This is a genomic window from Streptomyces sp. NWU339 (genome assembly GCF_003143855.1).
Classification (GTDB): domain Bacteria; phylum Actinomycetota; class Actinomycetes; order Streptomycetales; family Streptomycetaceae; genus Streptomyces.
This window is the reverse complement of the sequence record NZ_QFRK01000004.1, coordinates 62024-81591: the sequence shown is the minus strand read 5'-3', so window position 1 is coordinate 81591 and position 19568 is coordinate 62024. Positions and strand designations below refer to the sequence as shown.

Below are 19568 nucleotides of genomic sequence, written 5' to 3'. Positions count from 1 at the left end.
CCCGGCCCCTTCACCCCGACCCCCGCAGAACGAGGTGGACCATGCACGCGTCCCGCACACCCCGTACGTCCCCCGCCCCGCTCCGGGAGCGCGGCTGATGCCCGGCCTGAGCGACGCCACCCGCGGGCGCATCCTCTACGGCGGCGACTACAACCCGGAGCAGTGGCCCGAGGAGACCTGGCCCGAGGACGTCCGCCTGATGCGACAGGCCGGCGTCAACTCCGTGACACTCGGCGTCTTTTCCTGGTCCAAGCTCGAACCCCGCCCGGGCGCACGGGCCTTCGGCTGGCTGGACCGGCTGATGGACCTCATGCACGCGTCCGGCATCGGCGTCGTCCTCGCCACCCCGACCGCCTCGCCGCCGCCCTGGATGGGGCACCTCCATCCGGACACCCTGCCCCGCGACGAGGACGGCCGGACCGAAGGGTGGGGCGGCAGACAGCACTTCTCGCACTCCAGTGCCACCTACCGCCGCCATGCCGCCGCCATCACCGAGGACCTGGCCGTCCGCTACGCCGGCCACCCCGCCCTGACCATGTGGCACATCAACAACGAGTACTGCACCTACGACTGGGGCGACCGGGCCGCCGCCCGCTTCCGCGACTGGCTCCGGGACCGGTACGGCACCCTCGAAGGCCTCAACACCGCCTGGGGCACCGCGTTCTGGAGCCAGGGCTACGGCGACTGGGCCGAGGTCCTGCCACCCCGCCGCCCGCACTACCTGAAGAACCCCACCCAGGTGCTGGACTTCAAGCGGTTCACCTCCGACATGCTCCTGGAGTGTTACACCGCCGAACGCGACATCGTCCGCCGGCACACCCCGCACCTCCCGGTCACCACCAACTTCATGCCGTTGTGGGCGGGGCAGGACGCCTGGCGCTGGGCCGAGGAGGAGGACGTCGTCTCCGTCGACCTCTACCCCGACCCGCGCGATCCCTTCGGCGCGCAGGAGGGCGCCCTGGTCCAGGACATGACGCGCTCCCAGGCACGCGGCCCCTGGATGCTCATGGAGCAGGCGGCCGGACCGGTCGACTGGCGCGGGGTGAACCACCCCAAGCCCCGCGGCCTCAACCGGCTGTGGTCCCTGCAGGCCGTGGCGCGCGGCGCGGACGCCGTCTGCTACTTCCAGTGGCGCCAGTCCCGGCAGGGCGCGGAGAAGTTCCACTCCGGGATGGTGAGCCACGCGGGTGAGCAGGGCCGTACGTACCAGGAGGTCGCACGGCTCGGCGCGGACCTGGCGCGGATCGCCCCGCACGTGGCCGGCCGGCACCGCGCCGCCGAGGTCGCCGTGCTGCACGACTGGCACTCCTGGTGGGCCGGCGACCAGGAGGCCCGGCCGTCCCACGAGGTCGACCACCCCGGCGTGCTCCGCGCCTGGCACCGCGCCCTGTGGCAGGCCCACCTCACCGCCGACTTCGCCCACCCCGAACACGACCTGTCCGCCCACCCGCTGGTCGTCGTCCCGCAGCTCTACCTCCTCACCGACGCGGCCGTGGAGAACCTCCTGGCGTACGTGAGCGGGGGCGGCACCCTCGTCTGCGGCTTCCTGACGGGCATCGCCGACGAGGACGACCGGGTGCGGCCCGGCGGCATGGACGCCCGGCTGCGGGAACTCTTCGGCATCCGCACCCTGCACGAGTGGTGGCCGCTGGAGGCGGGGGAGACCGTCGAGTGCGAGGGCTTCCGCGGCACCCTGTGGTCCGAGGAACTGGAGGCCGACGGCACCGCCGACGAGACGACGCCCTACAAGGGTGGGGAACTCGACGGACTGCCCGCCGTGCTGCGCAAGGGCCGCGCCTGGTACGTCTCCACGCTCCCCGAGCCCGGGGCGCTGCGCGAGCTGCTGACCCGGATCGCCGCCGGCGCGGGGGTGCGGCCGGTGCTCGACGGGCTCCCGGACCAGGTCGAGGCGGTGCGCCGGGGCGAGCTGCTGTTCCTGCTCAACCACGGCCGCGAACCGGTCACCGTCGACGTGCCGGGCAGCCACCGCGACGTGCTGACGGAGACGACCGTGACCGACCGGCTCACCCTCGGCCGCCACGGAGTGGCGGTGCTGCGGCCATGAGCACCACACCCGTCCACGGAACCTGGGAACCACGGCCCGCCGCCCGCTGGGAGGACGGCTTCCTGAGCGGCAACGGCCACCACGGCGCCCTTGTGTTCGGCGACCCGGACGACGAACGGGTCGTCGTCACGCATCACACCCTGGTCCGCCCGGACGGTGGTGGAGACGAGCAGCGGCTGCCGCCCCGGCTGGCCGACGAACTCCCCGCACTCCAGGACCGGTTGCTCTCCGGCGACCTGACCGCCGCCGAGGACTTCACCGACGGCCGCCCGCTCCGGTGGGTACGGTCCTTCCATCCGGCCTTCCAGGTGCGCCTGCGCCGCCCGGACGACGACCGGGACGACCGGGGCGACGACCGGGCCCGGTACCGCCGCACGGTCGACTTCGCCACCGGCGTCACGGAGACGACCCGCGCCGGTCGGACCGGGCGCGTCTTCGTCTCCCGCGCCGACGACGTCATCGTCCAGCACGTCACGGACCCGGGGCCCACCCTCGGCATCACCCTGGACCACCGCCTCCCCGGTGCCCCCACCGCACTGGGCGTCGGCCACGGCGCCGTCCGTACCCCCGAGGGCGCCCTGCTGAGCCTGCGCGCCCGGTACCCGGACAGCGGCCTCGCCTACACCGGCGCCACCCTGGCCGTCGTCACCGGCGGCACGACGACGCCGGCCCCGTCGGGAGTGCGCGTCGAGGGCGCGCGGTCCGTGCTCCTGCTCACCCGGGTGCGGCGGCACACCGGGGAGGCGGACGTGGTCGCCGAGGGCCGAGCCCTGCGCGGTCTGCTCGGCGAGGGACCGGACCCGTACGACGACCTCCTGGCCCGCCATCTGCCGCACCACCGCACCGCCTACGAACGCGTCACCCTGGACCTCGCCGCCGACCCGGCCGAACGCACCCTGCCGGGCTCCGCGTTGCTGGGCCGACCGCACAGCGCCGCGCTGCTCGAACGCCTCTTCGCGGCCGGCCGCTACCACCTGCTGTCCGCCTGCGGCCTGTTCCCGCCCCGCCTCACCGGATTGTGGACCGGCGCATGGGACACCGCCTGGTCCGGAGCCTTCACCAACGACGCCAACCTCAACCTCCAGACGGCCTCCGCCGCTGCCGCCGCCCTCCCCGAGGTCACCGAGGCGCTGGCCGCACTGATCCACCGCCAGTTGCCCGACTGGCGGGACAACGCCCGCGCGGTCTTCGGCACGCGGGGCGTGGTCGCGCCCGCGCACAGCGACGGCGAGTCCGGGCACTCGTACCACTTCAGCCGCGAGTACCCCCTCCACCTGTGGACGGCCGGCGCCGACTGGCTCCTCAAACCCCTCGTCGACCACGACGAGACCTACGGCGGACGAGACCCGCGCACCGCCGCGGCACTCGCCGAAGTCGCTCTCTTCTACGAGGACTTCCTCACCCGCACCGACGACGAGGGCCGACTGGTCGTCGTCCCCTCCTACTCGCCCGAGAACCGTCCCGCGAACGCCGGCTGGGGCGCGGTCGACGCGGCCATGGACCTCTCCGCGGCCCGGCACGCCCTGCTGACCGCCGCCGCGTACCACCCGGAGCACGCGGACCGCTGGCGGGCGCTCGCCGACCGGATCCCGCAGCACCGCGTCAACGCCGACGGGGCGCTCGCCGAATGGGCCCGGCCGGAGCTGACGGACTCCTACGACCACCGCCACCTCAGCCACCTCTACGGCGTCTGGCCGTTGGACGAGATCACTCCCTACGACACCCCGGACCTGGCCGCAGCCGCGCACCGCGCCCTGGAACTGCGCGGACCCGAGAACGACTCCGCGCACGGCCATCTGCACCACGCCCTGGTCGCCGCCCGCCTCCGCGACGCCGACCGGGTCGCGAGCGCCCTCGGCCGCGTCCTCGACGGCGACTTCTTCCACGATTCGCTGATGAGCGCGCACTACCCGCACCGTGACGTCTACAACGCCGACGCCGCCCACACCCTCCCCGCCGTGCTGATCGAGGCGCTCGTGCAGTCCACCCCCGGCCGGCTGGTCCTGCTGCCCGCGCCGCCACCGGCGTACCCGCGCGGCTCGTTGCGCGGAGTGCGGACCCGCTTCGGCGCCGCGCTCGACCTCACCTGGGCCCCGGACGGCGCCACCGCCGTGCTGCGCCCCACCCGCACCGTCCGCATCGAACTCCGGACTTCCGACGGCGCCGAGCGCCTCGACCTCGTCGCCCACGAAGACCGCGTCCTGACCCTGAAGGCGCGGTGACCCCAGCGATTCCCCCCCACCCATGGAAGGACCCCCATGGCGCCAAGCATCCCGGGCAGGATCGGCACGGTCCTGGCAGCGCCCGCCCTCGCCCTCGGCATCACCGTCGGCCTGGCCTCCGCCCCCGCCACAGCGCATCGGCCTTTGGGCCGGTGGTGAAGTGAATCTGCCATGGTGACGCGGAGTGTCACGGATGCGGTCCTGCGGAGTAGGAGAGCGCAGGTGTCACCATGGCCGACGCGGAGCGTCACGGGGCCTGATCCGTCGGAGCCGGGCAACGCTTCCCCCTGTGCGGCCCTCCGCTCGGCATCCCCCGTCCGGGGAGTGATCGTTCGCATGTTCCCCCTGGTGGCCGAGTGGTGCTCGTTCGTACGATCACCGCATGCAGCTTCGGTACAGCTTCCGCCTGTACCCGGGGCCGGGTCAACGCATTGCGCTGGCCAGGGCGTTCGGGTGCGCCCGCGTCGTGTACAACGACGCGGTGCGCGCCCGCGAGGACGCCCGCAGGGCGGGAGAACCCTTCCCCACGGCGGGTGCGCTGTCCCAGAAGCTGATCACCCGGGCCAAGCGGACACCCGAGCGGTCCTGGCTGGGCGAGGTGTCCGCGGTGCTCCTCCAGCAGTCCCTGCGGGACATGGAGGCCGCCTACCGCAACTTCTTCGCCTCCCGCAACGGCACACGCAACGGCCCGAAGGTGGGGGCGCCGCGCTTCAAGTCCCGCAAGGACCACCGGCAGTCGATCCGCTTCACCGCCAACGCCCGCTGGTCGATCACTCCCACCGGCCGCCTGAACCTCCCCAAGATCGGAGAGGTACGGGTCAGGTGGTCGCGCGCCCTGCCGGCCGTTCCGTCCTCGGTGACCGTGATCAAGGACGCGGCAGGCCGCTACTTCGCCTCCTTCGTCGTCGGCACCGACCCGGCCGCCGACGCGGCCCGCATGCCCGCGAGTGACCAGGCCGTGGGTATCGACCTCGGCCTGACGCACTTCGCGGTCCTCTCCGACGGCACGAAGATCGACAGCCCGCGGTTCCTGCGCCGCGCGGAGAAGAAGCTCAAGAAGGCCCAGCGGGAGCTGTCCCGCAAGCAGAAGGGATCCAGGAACCGGGAGAAGGCCCGCCGGAAGGTAGCCCGGGCGCACGCACGGGTGGCCGACGCACGCCGCGAATTCCACCACCAACTCTCCACCAAGCTGATCCGCGAGAACCAAGCGGTCGCCGTGGAGGACCTGGCGGTGGGTGGACTGGCGCGCACCCGGCTGGCCAGGAGTGTGCACGATGCGGGCTGGTCCCAGTTCGTGAACATGCTGGAGTACAAGGCGGCCCGGTACGGGCGGACCCTCGTCAAGGTCGGCCGGTTCGAACCGACCAGCCAGGTGTGCTCCACCTGCGGTACGAACAGCGGACCCAAACCCCTCGGTGTGCGGGAATGGACCTGCAGCGGCTGCGGCACCGTCCACGACCGGGACCACAACGCCGCGAAGAACGTGAAACGGGCCGCCGGACTGGCGGTGACAGCCTGCCGAGCGCCGGTAGGACCAGAACCCGTTCTGGCACAGCGCGAAGAAACAGGAAGCCACGGAAGCCCGCCCGATGCCCGTGCCGCGTAGCGGCACAGCACCGAGCGAGCAGGCCGGAATCTCCCTTCCTCCAGGAGGGAGAGCAAGCCAAATCCTCTACAACAACATCTGGGGCTCCGGCGTCTGCAACCAGTGCGTCTGGGTCAACTCCGGTACCAACTGGGGTACATGGGCCGACCACCCCAACACCGACGGGATCAAGTCGTACCCGAATGCCCGGAAGGCGGTCAACAAGCCCATTGACTCACTTGATTCGCTCACCAGCAGCTACAACATCCGTCCCGTCCGCGGCGCGTACAACACGTCGTACGACATCTGGGACACGGACTACGACTACGAGATCATGCTCTGGGTCAACCAGTACGGTCCCGTCGGCCCGCTCGGCAGCCCGCAGGGCACGGTCAGCCTCGGCGGCCACACCTGGAACGTCTACAAGGGCGACAACGGCGCCAATCAGGTCTTCTCTTTCCTGCGCACGTCCAACTCCACTTCCGGGACCGTCAACATCCTGCCGATCCTCGACTGGATCAAGGACACCAAGGGCTGGATGGGCAACGAGACCATCGGCGACGTGCAGTTCGGCTACGAGATCACCTCGTCGTCCGGCGGCCTGGACTTCCGCACCGACAACCTGACGGTCAGCAGCAGTTGATCCCTGCCTCCGCCCGGTGGGCGGCCGGCCGCCCACCGGGCGGAGGAGCGGGAACGAGGCGGGGCGGGCTATGCGCGGGCGGGCGCCGGGCCCGAGCTCGCCCGTACCGTCAGCTCGGGCGCGATCAGGACGACCCCGTCGTCACCCCGCCCGTCGAGCTTGGCGACCAGGTGCTCCACGGCGTACCGGCCCATCTCCTGCGCGGGGATGGCGACCGAGGTCAGCCGCACCGAGGCCTGGACGGCGACCTGCTCGGGACAGATCGCGACCACCGAGACGTCCTCCGGCACGGCCCGCCCCTGCTGCCGCAGCAGGGCGAGCAACGGTTCGACCGCCGACTCGTTCTGCACGACGAACGCCGTGGTGCCCGGACGTTCGTCGAGGATCCGGGCGAGGGTCACGGCCATCGCGTCGTACCCGCCCTCGCACGGCCGGTGCAGCAGCCGCACCCCCGACTCCCGTGCCTGCGAGCGCAGCCCGTCGAGGGTGCGCTCGGCGAAGCCGGTGTGCCGTTCGTAGACCGCGGGGGCCTCGCCGATGACGGCGATGTCGCGGTGCCCCAGCGTCGCCAGATGTTCCACACAGAGCGCGCCGGTGGCCCGGAAGTCGAGGTCCACGCAGGTCAGGCCGGTGGTGTCGGCGGGCAGCCCGATCAGCACCGCCGGCTGGTCGGCCCGTGCTCCCTGCTGCGTTCCACCCGGGGCGTTCCCACCGCGCAACAACGGCAGCCGCTCGTCCTCGAGTTCGACGTCCATCAGGATCATCCCGTCGGCGAGTCCGCTGCCGGCGACGCGGCGCACCGCGTCGGGGCCCTCTTCGCCGGTGAGCAGCAGCACGTCGTACCCATGGGTGCGGGCCGTGGTGGTCACCGCGATGGCGATCTCCATCATCACCGGCACGTACATGTCCGTACGCAGCGGGATCATCAGCGCGATGACGTTGGACCTGCTGCTGGCCAGGGCACGGGCCCCGGCGTTCGGGTGGTACCCGAGCCGGCGGATGCTCTCCTCGACCCGCCGGCGGGTGTTCGCGGAGATGGACCGCTTGCCGCTGAGGACATAGCTCACCGTGCTCGCCGAGACTCCGGCGTGCTGGGCGACCTCGGCGAGGGTGACCATCCAGCTCTCCCATTGTTGTGAAGCGCTTCGACAGTGCGCCGTACGTACAGGATCAGGTGAGGGCGGTTCGACAGTAGCCCCAGCAAGGATGGGTGTCCATACGCTGTCGAAGCGCTTCGACGGAATTTCTCTCCCGCCGCGCCGAGAGTGGGGTACGAGCCGTCCCCGCCCCAGCCAGGTTCCCACGAGCCCCCAGGTACGGCGCCGAGGGGGCCCCGGCCCGCTCTCAGCGGCGGATGACGCCCAGCGCGAGAGCGGCGGCGACCGCGGCCGTACGGGAGTCCACGTCGAGTTTCGCGTAGACGTGGGCCAGGTGTGACTTCACGGTGGCCTGGGTGAGGTTCAGCCGCGCGCCGATGGCCTGGTTGGACAGGCCCTCGGCGACCAGGGAGAGCACTTCCGTCTCGCGCCGGGTCAGTGCGGCGTGCGGTGTGCGCAGCCGGTTCATCAGCCGGTCGGCGACCGTCGGCGCGAGAGTGGTGCGCCCGGCGGCGGCGGTACGGACGGCGGCGGCCAGTTCCTCGGGCGGGGCGTCCTTGAGCAGGTATCCGGTGGCGCCGGCCTCGATGGCCGGGAGGGTGTCGGCGTCGGTGTCGTAGGTGGTGACGATCAGCACGCGGGGCGCTCCGGGGCGGGCCGTGATGGCGGCGGTGGCCTGCGTTCCGGTCATCCCGGCGCCGAACTGCAAGTCCATCAGGACGACGTCGACCCCGCCGGCCGCCGCGAGGGCCACGGCCTCCTCGGCTGTGGCGGCAGCCCCGACGATGCTGAAGCCGGGCTCGGTCTCCAGGACGGCGCGCAGGCCCGCGCGGACCACCGGGTGGTCGTCGGCGATCAGGATGCGGATGGGGGTGGGGGCGTCGTTCACCGGTCACACCTCGCTTCCGTCCCGGGCCGGGGTTCGTTCCCGGCCTCGGTGGCCCGGAGGGGGAAGCGGGCGGACAGTGCGGTGCCCCGGCCCGGTGACGACTCGATGGCGAGGGCACCGTCGAGGGCGCGGGTGCGGGCCCGCATCCCGGCGATGCCGAAACCGCCCGCGGCCGGGTCAGGGGCCCCCGGGCGCTCGGGATCGAACCCGGTGCCGTCGTCGACCACGTCGAGCGCCACGGCGTCGTCCAGGTAGGAGAGCGTGACCGTGCCGCTCCGGGCCCCGGAGTGCCGGACGGTGTTGGACAGCGCGGACTGCGCGATGCGCAGCAGGGCCACCTCCACGGCGGTGGGCAGCGTCAGCGGCGTGCCGGTACGGCGGAAGCGGACCGTGACGGGGTGCTGGGCGCTGGTGGTGGCGCACAGCCGCTCCAGGGCGCCCGCCACAGTGGTGCCCTCCAGTGCGGGTGGACTGAGGGCGGCCACGAAACGGCGGGCCTCGGCGAGGTTGTCGACGGCCGCCTGCCGGGCCTGCACGACATGCGCGCCGGCCGCCTCGGGCCGCTTCGGCAGCGCGCGTTCGGCGGCGCGCAGCAGGAGCTGGATGCTGGACAGGCCCTGGGCCAAGGTGTCGTGGATCTCCCGGGCCAGCCGCTCACGCTCTGCCAGGACACCGGCGGTGTGCTGGGCGGTGGCCAGGTCGGTGCGGGTGACGGTGAGCTCCTCGATCAGCCGGCGGCGCTGTTCACTCTCCCGGAACAGCGCCTGGTACCCCCACACCACGGCGACCGCGACGGCCGCCCCCAGCGCGGGCCCGACCGCCCCGGCGGGGGAGAAGGCCTGCTCATGAACGGCGAACGCGGTGATCGCGGCGACGGCGGTGGCGGCGACCGCGACCAGCCCGCCGCGCCGGGACAGAAGGTGCAGTTGGAGGAAGTACAGCGGGAACGCCAGCCACACCGCGTCCGGGGTCAGCGCCAGCAACAGCAGCCAGACCGCGCCCAGCCCCGCGAGCCACCACCCGGCGGCCCGGCGGGAGACGGACATGAGCGGTGTCAGCGGGCCGACCGCGTAGGCCCCCGCCACAGCGGCGGACACCGCCACGACGGCCCCCGCCCGCGGATCGTGCGTGACGAGCGCCCGCGCGGCGGTCAGGACGAGGAGCCCGGCCATGAGCAGATGCAGGCACCGGGCGAGAGGCCGTGTGGTGGGAGTGAGGACGTTCATCACCCACCACCCTACGAAAACCCCCTCATCGGGCATCGATCAAAAGGTGGAGCCGCGCCCCGACCCTTCGATTCGTAAAGTCCGGCCCTGTGTGCGATGCCCGGACCCGGGCCGTGCCGCGAGGGTGGGACGTGCCGCTTCCACCGATCGAAAGGGCAGAGGCCGGGGCATGTTCGTCGCCTGGAGGGATCTCGCGTTCGCCAAGGGGCGATTCGCACTGATGGGAACCGTGGTCGTGCTGATCACCCTGCTGGTCGGGCTGCTCTCCGGCCTGACCGCGGGGCTCGCGCGGCAGAACGTCTCAGCCGTGACCGGCCTGCCGGCCGACCGGATCGCCTTCGCCGCCCCCGCCGACGGCCAGGACCTCTCGGACCTCTCGTATGCCGACTCCACCGTCACCGAGGAACAGTGGCGGACCTGGGCGGCGGCGCCCGGTGTGACCCGTGCCCAGCCGCTGGGCATCACCACCACCCGGGCGAGCGCCGGGGAACGGACCACCGGGGTCTCGGTGCTCGGCGTGCCGGCGGGCTCTCCGCTCGCCCCCGAGAGCGACCGGATCGACGACCGCGCGGTGGTGCTGTCCAGTACCGCCGCCACCGAACTGGGGGCCGGACCGGGCGACACCGTCACCCTCGCCGACCGGCGGCTGACCGTCGCCGCGGTGAGCGGGGACGCCTCCTTCAGCCACACCCCCGTGGTGTGGGCCACGCTCGGCACCTGGAACGGCATCACCCCGTCCGCCGGTACCGCCGCGGACACCGGCGCCGCCGACGGCCGTACCGCGACCGTCATCGCCCTGAGCACCGGCCCGGACGCGGACATCGCGTCCATCGACCGGGCGGCCGGCACCCTGACCGTCGAGAAGGACGACTCCCTGTCCGCGATCGGCTCCTACACCTCCGAGAACGGCTCCCTGCAGCTGATGCGCGGCTTCCTGTTCGCAATCTCCGCACTGGTGATCGGCGCCTTCTTCACCGTGTGGACCATCCAGCGCAGCGGTGACGTCGCCGTCCTCAAGGCGCTGGGCGCCCCCACACGCAATCTGCTGGCGGACGCCCTCAGCCAGGCCCTGGTCCTGCTGACCGGCGGAACCCTCCTCGGTACCGCTCTCGCCGCCGCGACCGGCGCCGCCCTCTCCGGCTCCGCCGTCCCCTTCGAACTGACCCCCGGGACCGTCCTCGTCCCCGCCGCCGTGATGATCGTCCTCGGCGCTCTCGGGGCCGCCCTCTCCATCCGCCGCATCACCTCCGTCGACCCGCTGACCGCCCTGGGGAGTGCCCGATGAGCCTCGAACTGACCGACATCACCCTCACCTACCCCGACGGCGACTCCCGGCTGACCGCTCTCGACCGCGTCGGCCTCGACGTGCCCAGGGGCAGCCTCACCGCCGTGGTCGGCCCGTCCGGTTCGGGCAAGTCCAGTCTGCTCGCCGTCGCCGCCACCCTCGTCGCACCCGACTCCGGGACCGTCACCGTCGACGGCACCCCCACCACCGGGATGAGCCGGGGCGACCTCACCGACCTGCGCCGCCGCAGCATCGGCATCGTCTTCCAGCAGCCGAACCTGCTGCCCTCCCTCACCGCCGCCGAACAGCTCCAGGTCATGGCCCACATCGACGGCCGAAGGCCGCGCGGCGCCCGTGACCGGGCCATGGAACTGCTCGACGCCGTCGGGCTCGCCGACCAGGCCGGGCGCCGCCCGCACCAGCTCTCCGGCGGCCAGCGCCAGCGGGTGAACATCGCCCGCGCCCTGATGAACGACCCCACCGTGCTCCTGGTCGACGAACCCACCAGCGCCCTCGACCACGAACGCGGCGCAGCCGTCATGGAACTCGTCACCCGGCTCACCCACCAACGGGCCACCGCCACCGTCCTGGTCACCCACGACCGCGCCCTGCTCGCCGCCGCCGACCGGATCGCCGAGGTCCACGACGGACGCCTCGCGGCGGCATATCAGCCGAATGGACGCACAAAGGGTGGTGGGGCGGCTGTACATCAGGTACATACGAACGGGTAGCACCAGTCAGTAACGCAAGTCGTCCCACAGGCCCACAAGATCACGCACATCGGTCCCACGGGCCGTCGTCCAGGCACCCCGATTCGCGGCGAGGTGAGCCTCATGTCCGCAACACCCGAGTCCCCCCAGTCCCCCCGGTCCCCCCAGACACCCCAGACACCCCACTCTGGGGGGCGCCCCACCGTCACCGAACGTGAGGCCCGCCAGGTCGCGGAGGCCGCCCGGGAACAGGACTGGCGCAAGCCCAGCTTCGCCAAGGAACTGTTCCTGGGCCGCTTCCGGCTCGACCTCATCCACCCCCACCCCCTACCGGCCGACGAGGAAGCCGAGCGCGGCGAGGAGTTCCTCGCCAAACTCCGCGACTTCTGCGAGACGAAGATCGACGGAGCCCGGATCGAACGCGAGGCCCGGATCCCCGACGAGGTGATCACCGGGCTCAAGGAGCTCGGCGCCTTCGGCATGAAGATCGACACCAAGTACGGCGGCCTCGGCCTGACGCAGGTCTACTACAACAAGGCCCTCGCCCTGGTCGGCTCCGCCAACCCCGCGATCGGCGCGCTGCTCTCCGCCCACCAGTCGATCGGCGTCCCGCAGCCGCTGAAGATCTTCGGTACCCAGGAGCAGAAGGACACGTTCCTGCCGCGCTGCGCCCGCACCGACATCTCGGCCTTCCTGCTCACCGAGCCCGACGTCGGCTCGGATCCGGCACGGCTCGCCACCATCGCCGTCCCGGACGGCGAGGGCGGCTACGTCCTCGACGGCGTGAAGCTGTGGACGACCAACGGCGTGGTCGCCGACCTCCTCGTCGTCATGGCCCGCGTGCCCAGGAGCGAGGGCCACCGGGGCGGCATCACCGCGTTCGTGGTGGAGGCGGCCTCCGAGGGCATCACGGTCGAGAACCGCAACGCCTTCATGGGCCTGCGCGGCCTGGAGAACGGCGTCACCCGCTTCCACCAGGTCCGCGTCCCGGCCGGCCACCGCATCGGTGAGGAGGGCCAGGGGCTGAAGATCGCGCTCACCACGCTCAACACCGGACGGCTCTCCCTGCCCGCGATGTGTGTCGGCGCCGGAAAATGGTGCCTGAAGATCGCCCGTGAGTGGTCGGCGGCCCGGGAGCAGTGGGGCAAGCCGGTGGCGCTGCACGAGGCGGTCGGCTCGAAGATCGCGTTCATCGCGGCGACCACCTTCGCCCTGGAGGCCGTGGTCGACCTGTCCTCCCAGATGGCCGACGAGAACCGCAACGACATCCGCATCGAGGCGGCGCTCGCCAAGCTGTACGGCTCGGAGATGGCCTGTCTGATGGCCGACGAGCTGGTCCAGATCCGCGGCGGACGCGGCTACGAGACCGCCGACTCCCTCCGGGCGCGCGGCGAGCGGGCGGTGCCCGCCGAGCAGATGCTGCGCGACCTGCGCATCAACCGCATCTTCGAGGGCTCCACCGAGATCATGCACCTGCTGATCGCGCGGGAGGCCGTCGACGCCCACCTGTCGGTCGCCGGCGATCTCATCGACCCCGAGAAATCCCTGGGCGACAAGGCGAAGGCGGGCGCGAACGCGGGCGTCTTCTACGCGAAGTGGCTGCCCAGACTGGTCGCGGGCCCGGGACAGCTCCCCGGAACCTACGGGGAGTTCAAGCACGGGGTCGACCTCTCCCCGCACCTGCGGTACGTCGAGCGCACGGCTCGCAGACTCGCCCGGTCCACCTTCTACGCCATGTCCCGCTGGCAGGGCCGGATGGAGACCAAACAGGGCTTCCTGGGCCGGATCGTCGACATCGGCGCCGAACTGTTCGCGATGAGCGCCGCCTGCGTCCGTGCCGAACTGCTGCGCCGCCGCGACGACCACGGCCGTGAGGCCTACCAGCTCGCCGACGCCTTCTGCCGCCAGTCCCGCGTCCGCGTCGACGAACTCTTCGACCGGCTGTGGACCAACACCGACGACATCGACCGCAAGGTCGTCAAGGGTGTGCTCTCCGGCACCTACGAGTGGCTGGAGCAGGGTGTCCTCGACCCTTCGGGTGACGGCCCCTGGATCGCGGACACCACGCCCGGCCCCAGCGCACGGAGCAACGCGCACCGGCCGATCCGCTGAGGTGGGCCGGGGCGGGGGCGTCGGACATGACCCACGAGCTGCCGGGGCGGAGCCCCGGCAGTGTCCGCGACCGGACACAATGGGGTCCATGACCGACGCTCCAGCTCCGCTCGCCGACCCGCACCTGGTGTACGACCCCGTGGCGGGGGACGGCCCCAAGGACGTGGTGATCCTCGGCTCCACCGGGTCGATCGGCACCCAGGCCATCGACCTCGTGCTGCGCAACCCCGACCGCTTCCGGGTCACCGGCCTGTCCGCCAACGGCGGCCGCGTCTCCCTCCTCGCCGAGCAGGCCCACCGGCTGCGGGTGCGCACGGTCGCCGTCGCGCGCGAGGACGTCGTGGGCGCGCTGCGTGACGCGCTGTCGGCGCGGTACGGGCCGGGGGAGCCGCTGCCCGAGATCCTCGCCGGAGCGGACGCGGCCACGCAGCTCGCCGCCTCCGACTGCCACACCGTCCTCAACGGCATCACCGGCTCCATCGGGCTGGCCCCCACGCTCGCCGCCCTCGAGGCCGGCCGCACCCTCGCGCTCGCCAACAAGGAGTCGCTGATCGTCGGCGGCCCGCTGGTCAAGGGGCTGGCCAAGCCGGGACAGATCATCCCGGTCGACTCCGAGCACGCCGCGCTGTTCCAGGCACTGGCCGCCGGAACCCGCGCGGACGTGCGCAAGCTCGTCGTCACCGCCTCCGGCGGCCCCTTCCGCGGCCGCACCAGGGACGAACTGGCGAACGTCACCGTCGAGGACGCCCTCGCCCACCCCACCTGGGCCATGGGCCCGGTGATCACGATCAACTCCGCCACCCTCGTCAACAAGGGCCTCGAAGTCATCGAGGCCCACCTGCTGTACGACATTCCCTTCGATCGCATTGAGGTCGTCGTACATCCGCAGTCGTATGTCCACTCGATGGTTGAGTTCACGGACGGATCGACACTGGCCCAGGCGACGCCCCCCGACATGCGCGGGCCCATCGCCATCGGCCTCGGCTGGCCCGAAAGGGTGCCCGACGCCGCCCCGGTCTTCGACTGGAGCAAGGCGTCCACCTGGGAGTTCTTCCCCCTCGACAACGAGGCGTTCCCCTCGGTGAACCTGGCCCGGCACGTGGGCGGGCTCGCGGGCACCGCCCCGGCGGTGTTCAATGCGGCGAACGAGGAGTGCGTGGAGGCGTTCCGCGCCGGCGCGCTGCCGTTCAACGGGATCATCGATACCGTCACCCGGGTGGTAGAGGAGCACGGCACCCCGCGAACGGGAACCTCTTTGACTGTCCCCGACGTCCTCGAAGCGGAGACCTGGGCGCGAGCGAGGACCCGGGAACTGACTGCCCGTACGGCGAGCGCGGAGGCGCGTGCATGACGACCTTGATGTTCATCCTCGGCATAGTCGTCTTCGCGGTCGGCCTGCTGCTCTCGATCGCCTGGCACGAGCTGGGACACCTGTCCACCGCCAAGCTCTTCGGCATCCGGGTCCCCCAGTACATGGTCGGCTTCGGCCCGACTCTCTGGTCCCGGCACAAGGGCGAGACCGAGTACGGCGTCAAGGCGATCCCGTTCGGCGGCTACATCCGCATGATCGGTATGTTCCCGCCCGGCGCCGACGGACGGCTGGAGGCCCGCTCCACCTCGCCGTGGCGCGGCATGATCGAGGACGCCCGCTCCGCCGCCTTCGAGGAACTGCAGCCCGGCGACGAGAAACGCCTGTTCTACACACGTAAACCGTGGAAACGGGTCATCGTGATGTTCGCGGGCCCGTTCATGAACCTGATCCTCGCGGTGGTGCTGTTCCTCACCGTGCTGATGGGCTTCGGCATCCAGCAGCAGACCACCACCGTCAGCTCGGTCTCCCCGTGCGTCATCTCGCAGAGCGAGAACCGCGACGAGTGCGTGAAGTCCGACCCCCGGTCCCCGGCCGCGGCGGCCGGCATGGAGGCGGGCGACAAGATCGTCGCGTTCGACGGGGTCAGGACCGACGACTGGGGCACGCTCTCCGACCTCATCCGCGACAGCGCCGGCAAGGCCGTGCCGATCGTCGTCGACCGCGACGGCCAGGAGGTCACCCTCCAGGCGAAGATCGCCACCAACCAGGTCGCCAAGAAGGACTCCAACGGGGCCTACGTCGAGGGTGAGTACGTCAAGGCCGGCTTCCTCGGCTTCAGCGCGGCCACCGGCGTCGTCAAACAGGACTTCGGGGACTCCGTGGTCTGGATGACCGACCGGGTCGGCGACGCCGTCGACTCCCTCGCCGCCCTGCCGTCCAAGGTCCCCGCCCTGTGGGACGCGGCCTTCGGCGACGGTCCGCGCGAGCCGGACTCCCCGATGGGCGTCGTCGGAGCGGCCCGGGTCGGCGGCGAGATCGCCACCCTCGAGATCCCCGCCTCACAGCAGATGGCCATGTTCGTGATGCTGCTCGGGGGCTTCAACCTCTCCCTGTTCCTGTTCAACATGCTCCCGCTGCTCCCGCTCGACGGCGGGCACATCGCGGGTGCCCTGTGGGAGTCGCTGCGCCGCAACCTCGCCAGGGTGCTGCGCCGCCCCGACCCGGGCCCGTTCGACGTGGCGAAACTGATGCCGGTGGCCTACGTGGTGGCCGGGATCTTCGTCTGCTTCACGCTTCTCGTCCTCGTCGCGGACGTGGTGAACCCGATACGGATCTCCTAGACGGACCGGACCGGACCGGACGGGACCGGACGGACCGGTACGTGCCCCCGCCTCACCACCGGGTGCGAATCCGCCGGACATCCGCCGTTCACGATGGCCTGGAACCCTTTCGTTCCGGGCCATCGCCCTTTGGGTGGGTTTACGGACGGGATGTGCTCAGGCCGATGCCCGTGCCGTAATCTCGGACCGCGGAGCCCGCTGCTCACCGGGAGCCGGACCTTGATCCACGACTTGGGGTTGCACAGCAGATGACTGCGATTTCTCTCGGCATGCCGTCCGTTCCGATCACCCTGGCCCCGCGCCGCAAGAGCCGGAAGATCCAGGTGGGGTCGGTGGCGGTGGGCGGGGACGCGCCGGTGTCGGTGCAGTCGATGACCACCACGCGCACCTCCGACATCGGCGCGACGCTGCAGCAGATCGCCGAGCTGACCGCGTCGGGCTGCCAGATCGTGCGGGTGGCCTGCCCCACCCAGGACGACGCGGACGCGCTGGCGGTCATCGCCCGCAAGTCGCAGATCCCGGTGATCGCGGACATCCACTTCCAGCCCAAGTACGTGTTCGCGGCCATCGAGGCCGGCTGCGCCGCCGTCCGCGTGAACCCCGGCAACATCAAGCAGTTCGACGACAAGGTCAAGGAGATCGCGCAGGCGGCCAACGACCACGGCACGCCGATCCGGATCGGGGTCAACGCCGGGTCGCTGGACCGGCGGCTGCTGCAGAAGCACGGCCGGGCCACCCCGGAGGCGCTGGTGGAGTCGGCGCTGTGGGAGGCGTCGCTGTTCGAGGAGCACGGCTTCCGGGACATCAAGATCTCGGTGAAGCACAACGACCCGGTGGTGATGGTGGAGGCCTACCGGCAGCTGGCCGCGCGGTGCGACTACCCGCTGCACCTGGGGGTCACCGAGGCGGGCCCGGCGTTCCAGGGCACCATCAAGTCGGCGGTCGCGTTCGGGGCGCTGCTCGCGCAGGGGATCGGGGACACCATCCGGGTCTCGCTGTCGGCGCCGCCGGCCGAGGAGGTCAAGGTGGGGCTGCAGATCCTGGAGTCGCTGAACCTCAAGCAGCGGGGTCTGGAGATCGTCTCCTGTCCGTCCTGCGGGCGGGCGCAGGTGGATGTGTACAAGCTGGCGGACGAGGTGACCGCCGGGCTGGAGGGCATGGACGTGCCGCTGCGGGTGGCGGTGATGGGCTGTGTGGTCAACGGTCCGGGGGAGGCCCGCGAGGCCGATCTCGGCGTCGCCTCGGGCAACGGCAAGGGGCAGATCTTCGTGAAGGGCGAGGTGATCAAGACCGTGCCGGAGTCGAAGATCGTGGAGACGCTGATCGAGGAGGCCATGAAGATCGCCGAGCGGATGCAGGCCGACGGCATCGCCTCCGGCGAACCACAGATCTCGGTCGCCGGCTGACCCGGTCGACCCGGCTGGTCAGGCCGTTCCTGCCCGGGACGCCCCGGGCAGGAAACGTTTCCCCACCGCGGGGCGGCAGCACACAAATTCGGCAGGTACAGTGCGGAAGCCAGCAGACCCAAATGTGTGAGGCCCCCCGCGCGTGTTGACGCAGACCACTTCTCGGGTCCTCGAACCGAGTGACCTGGACGCCGCCCTCGCCGTCCTCGACCGCGAGCCGGTGGCGAACGCCTTCGTGACATCCCGGGTGCAGGTCGCGGGCCTGGACCCATGGCGGCTCGGCGGTGAGATGTGGGGCTGGTACGAGGGCGGCATGCTCACGTCCCTCTGCTACGCTGGCGCCAACCTGGTCCCCATCTGCGCCACCCCCCGGGCCGTCCGCGCCTTCGCCGACCGTGCCCGCCGGGCCGGCCGCCGCTGCTCCTCGGTCGTCGGCCCCGCGGCACCCACCGCCGACCTGTGGCGGCTGCTCGAACCCCAGTGGGGCCCCGCCAGGGAGGTCCGCGCCCACCAGCCCCTCATGGTCACCGACCGGCTGCCCGACACCATCGCCCCGGACTCCTCCGTCCGCCGCGTCCGCAAGGACGAGATGGAAAAGATCATGCCGGCCTGCGTGGCGATGTTCACCGAGGAAGTCGGGATCTCCCCCCTGGCGGGCGACGGCGGCCTGCTCTACCAGGCCAGGGTCGCCGAACTCGTCGGAGCCGGACGCGCCTTCGCCCGCTTCGACGCCGACGGCAAGGTCGTCTTCAAGGCCGAGATCGGCGCCGCCACCGACCGGACCTGCCAGATCCAGGGCGTATGGGTGGCCCCCGAACACCGGGGCAGGGGCATGGCCGCCCCCGGCATGGCGGCCGTGCTCCGCTACGCCCTCGCGGACGTCGCCCCCGTGGCCAGCCTCTACGTCAACGACTTCAACACCCCCGCGCGCCGGACCTACCAGAAGGTGGGTTTTCAAGAGGTCGGCGCGTTCATGAGCGTCCTGTTCTGAACCGGGGCCGCCCAGGGCCCCGAGCCCTGCGCCCCGGCCCCGAAGTGCGGTCCGCCGCGCGGTCCCGGCCCGTGCCGACGCCCTGTAGTCTCCCCGGCATGCTGCGCTTTCCCGGTCACGGGCACCCCCGTCCCGACGACATCGTGATCGGCCCCCTCGACCTCACCGCCCACGTCGACGAGGCACTGGCGGTCCAGGCGGCGGCGTTCGGTCTCGGCCCTGACGAGGTGGCCGTACGCCGGCAGATCGTGCTGCGCCACATGACCCTGCACGGAGCCAGAGCCCTGGGCGCCACCCGCACAGGCCGTCTCGTCGGCTTCGTCTACGGCATGCCCAACGACCGCGCCCACTGGTGGTCCACCGTCGTCGAGCCCTACCTGCGCGCCCAGGGCCGGGACCACTGGCTGGACGACTCCTTCGTCATCACCGAACTGCACGTCCACCCGCGCCACCAGAAGCACGGCATCGGCCGCGCCCTGATCACCACGATCACCGACGGGGCCGACGAACCCCGCTCGATCCTCTCCGCCATCGACATCGAGAGCCCCGCCCGCGGCCTGTACCGCTCCCTGGGGTACGAGGACCTCGCCCGCCGGGTCCATTTCCCCAGCGCCCCCAAGCCGTACGCCGTGATGGGAGCACCTCTGCCACTCCGGCGCCCGTAACCGATTTCCACCGCCCCGTC

16 protein-coding genes are annotated in these 19568 nt (G+C 71.7%); 13 read left to right on the top strand and 3 right to left on the bottom strand.

Going from position 1 to position 19568, the window contains the following annotated elements:
- Nucleotides 1-97: 97 nt before the first annotated feature.
- The 5 genes from DIZ27_RS06870 to DIZ27_RS06855 all read left to right on the top strand — a co-directional run bounded on the left by DIZ27_RS06870 (nucleotide 98) and on the right by DIZ27_RS06855 (nucleotide 6515).
- Entirely contained in the window at nucleotides 98-2065 is a 1968-nt protein-coding gene (locus DIZ27_RS06870; RefSeq protein WP_109377414.1) for a beta-galactosidase, read from the top strand.
- Complete coding sequence (locus tag DIZ27_RS06865; protein ID WP_109377413.1) at nucleotides 2062-4287, top strand: glycoside hydrolase N-terminal domain-containing protein; 2226 nt, start codon at nucleotides 2062-2064, stop codon at nucleotides 4285-4287. The genes DIZ27_RS06870 and DIZ27_RS06865 overlap by 4 nt, the downstream gene beginning before the upstream one ends.
- A 36-nt stretch (nucleotides 4288-4323) precedes the next feature.
- Complete coding sequence (locus DIZ27_RS46880; RefSeq protein WP_258308273.1) at nucleotides 4324-4446, top strand: hypothetical protein; 123 nt, start codon at nucleotides 4324-4326, stop codon at nucleotides 4444-4446.
- 223 nt (nucleotides 4447-4669) lie between these two features.
- Complete coding sequence (locus tag DIZ27_RS06860; RefSeq protein ID WP_109377412.1) at nucleotides 4670-5893, top strand: RNA-guided endonuclease TnpB family protein; 1224 nt, start codon at nucleotides 4670-4672, stop codon at nucleotides 5891-5893.
- The gene (locus DIZ27_RS06855) at nucleotides 5877-6515 is read left to right on the top strand and encodes a hypothetical protein (protein ID WP_109377411.1); all 639 of its coding nucleotides are present in this window, start codon (nucleotides 5877-5879) and stop codon (nucleotides 6513-6515) included. The genes DIZ27_RS06860 and DIZ27_RS06855 overlap by 17 nt, the downstream gene beginning before the upstream one ends.
- 68 nt (nucleotides 6516-6583) lie before the next feature.
- On the opposite strand, the gene DIZ27_RS06850 is transcribed toward DIZ27_RS06855, so the two are convergent.
- The 3 genes from DIZ27_RS06850 to DIZ27_RS06840 all read right to left on the bottom strand — a co-directional run bounded on the left by DIZ27_RS06850 (nucleotide 6584) and on the right by DIZ27_RS06840 (nucleotide 9727).
- Nucleotides 6584-7633 carry a LacI family DNA-binding transcriptional regulator gene (locus DIZ27_RS06850; protein WP_109377410.1) on the bottom strand — a complete coding sequence of 350 codons (1050 nt, stop codon included), beginning with the start codon at nucleotides 7631-7633 and terminating at the stop codon, nucleotides 6584-6586.
- Between the two features lie 226 nt (nucleotides 7634-7859).
- Nucleotides 7860-8501 (bottom strand): response regulator transcription factor, encoded by a 642-nt coding sequence (locus DIZ27_RS06845; RefSeq protein WP_109377409.1) that lies wholly within the window; start codon nucleotides 8499-8501, stop codon nucleotides 7860-7862.
- Nucleotides 8498-9727, bottom strand: a complete 1230-nt coding sequence (locus DIZ27_RS06840) for a sensor histidine kinase (protein WP_109377408.1) — start codon at nucleotides 9725-9727, stop codon at nucleotides 8498-8500. Before DIZ27_RS06840 ends, DIZ27_RS06845 begins: the two co-directional genes overlap by 4 nt.
- A 169-nt stretch (nucleotides 9728-9896) precedes the next feature.
- On the opposite strand from DIZ27_RS06840, the gene DIZ27_RS06835 reads away from it, so the two are divergent.
- The 8 genes from DIZ27_RS06835 (at nucleotide 9897) to DIZ27_RS06800 (ending at nucleotide 19548) form a co-directional block, all read left to right on the top strand.
- The gene (locus DIZ27_RS06835; protein WP_109377407.1) at nucleotides 9897-11012 is read left to right on the top strand and encodes an ABC transporter permease; all 1116 of its coding nucleotides are present in this window, start codon (nucleotides 9897-9899) and stop codon (nucleotides 11010-11012) included.
- Nucleotides 11009-11743 carry an ABC transporter ATP-binding protein gene (locus DIZ27_RS06830; RefSeq protein ID WP_109377406.1) on the top strand — a complete coding sequence of 245 codons (735 nt, stop codon included), beginning with the start codon at nucleotides 11009-11011 and terminating at the stop codon, nucleotides 11741-11743. Before DIZ27_RS06835 ends, DIZ27_RS06830 begins: the two co-directional genes overlap by 4 nt.
- 102 nt (nucleotides 11744-11845) lie before the next feature.
- Entirely contained in the window at nucleotides 11846-13834 is a 1989-nt protein-coding gene (locus DIZ27_RS06825) for an acyl-CoA dehydrogenase family protein (RefSeq protein ID WP_109377405.1), read from the top strand.
- Between the two features lie 88 nt (nucleotides 13835-13922).
- Nucleotides 13923-15185, top strand: a complete 1263-nt coding sequence (dxr, locus tag DIZ27_RS06820; RefSeq protein ID WP_109377404.1) for a 1-deoxy-D-xylulose-5-phosphate reductoisomerase — start codon at nucleotides 13923-13925, stop codon at nucleotides 15183-15185.
- An 8-nt stretch (nucleotides 15186-15193) separates the two neighbouring features.
- A complete protein-coding gene (locus DIZ27_RS06815) occupies nucleotides 15194-16486 on the top strand; it encodes an RIP metalloprotease (protein WP_181383430.1) in 1293 nt (430 codons plus the stop codon).
- A gap of 248 nt (nucleotides 16487-16734) precedes the next feature.
- Nucleotides 16735-17892 carry a flavodoxin-dependent (E)-4-hydroxy-3-methylbut-2-enyl-diphosphate synthase gene (ispG, locus tag DIZ27_RS06810; protein WP_109377402.1) on the top strand — a complete coding sequence of 386 codons (1158 nt, stop codon included), beginning with the start codon at nucleotides 16735-16737 and terminating at the stop codon, nucleotides 17890-17892.
- A 142-nt stretch (nucleotides 17893-18034) separates the two neighbouring features.
- Nucleotides 18035-18883: a GNAT family N-acetyltransferase gene (locus DIZ27_RS06805; protein WP_109377401.1), complete on the top strand. Its 849-nt coding sequence runs from the start codon at nucleotides 18035-18037 to the stop codon at nucleotides 18881-18883.
- Between the two features lie 98 nt (nucleotides 18884-18981).
- Nucleotides 18982-19548 carry a GNAT family N-acetyltransferase gene (locus DIZ27_RS06800; protein WP_109377400.1) on the top strand — a complete coding sequence of 189 codons (567 nt, stop codon included), beginning with the start codon at nucleotides 18982-18984 and terminating at the stop codon, nucleotides 19546-19548.
- The last annotated feature ends 20 nt before the right edge of the window (nucleotides 19549-19568 follow it).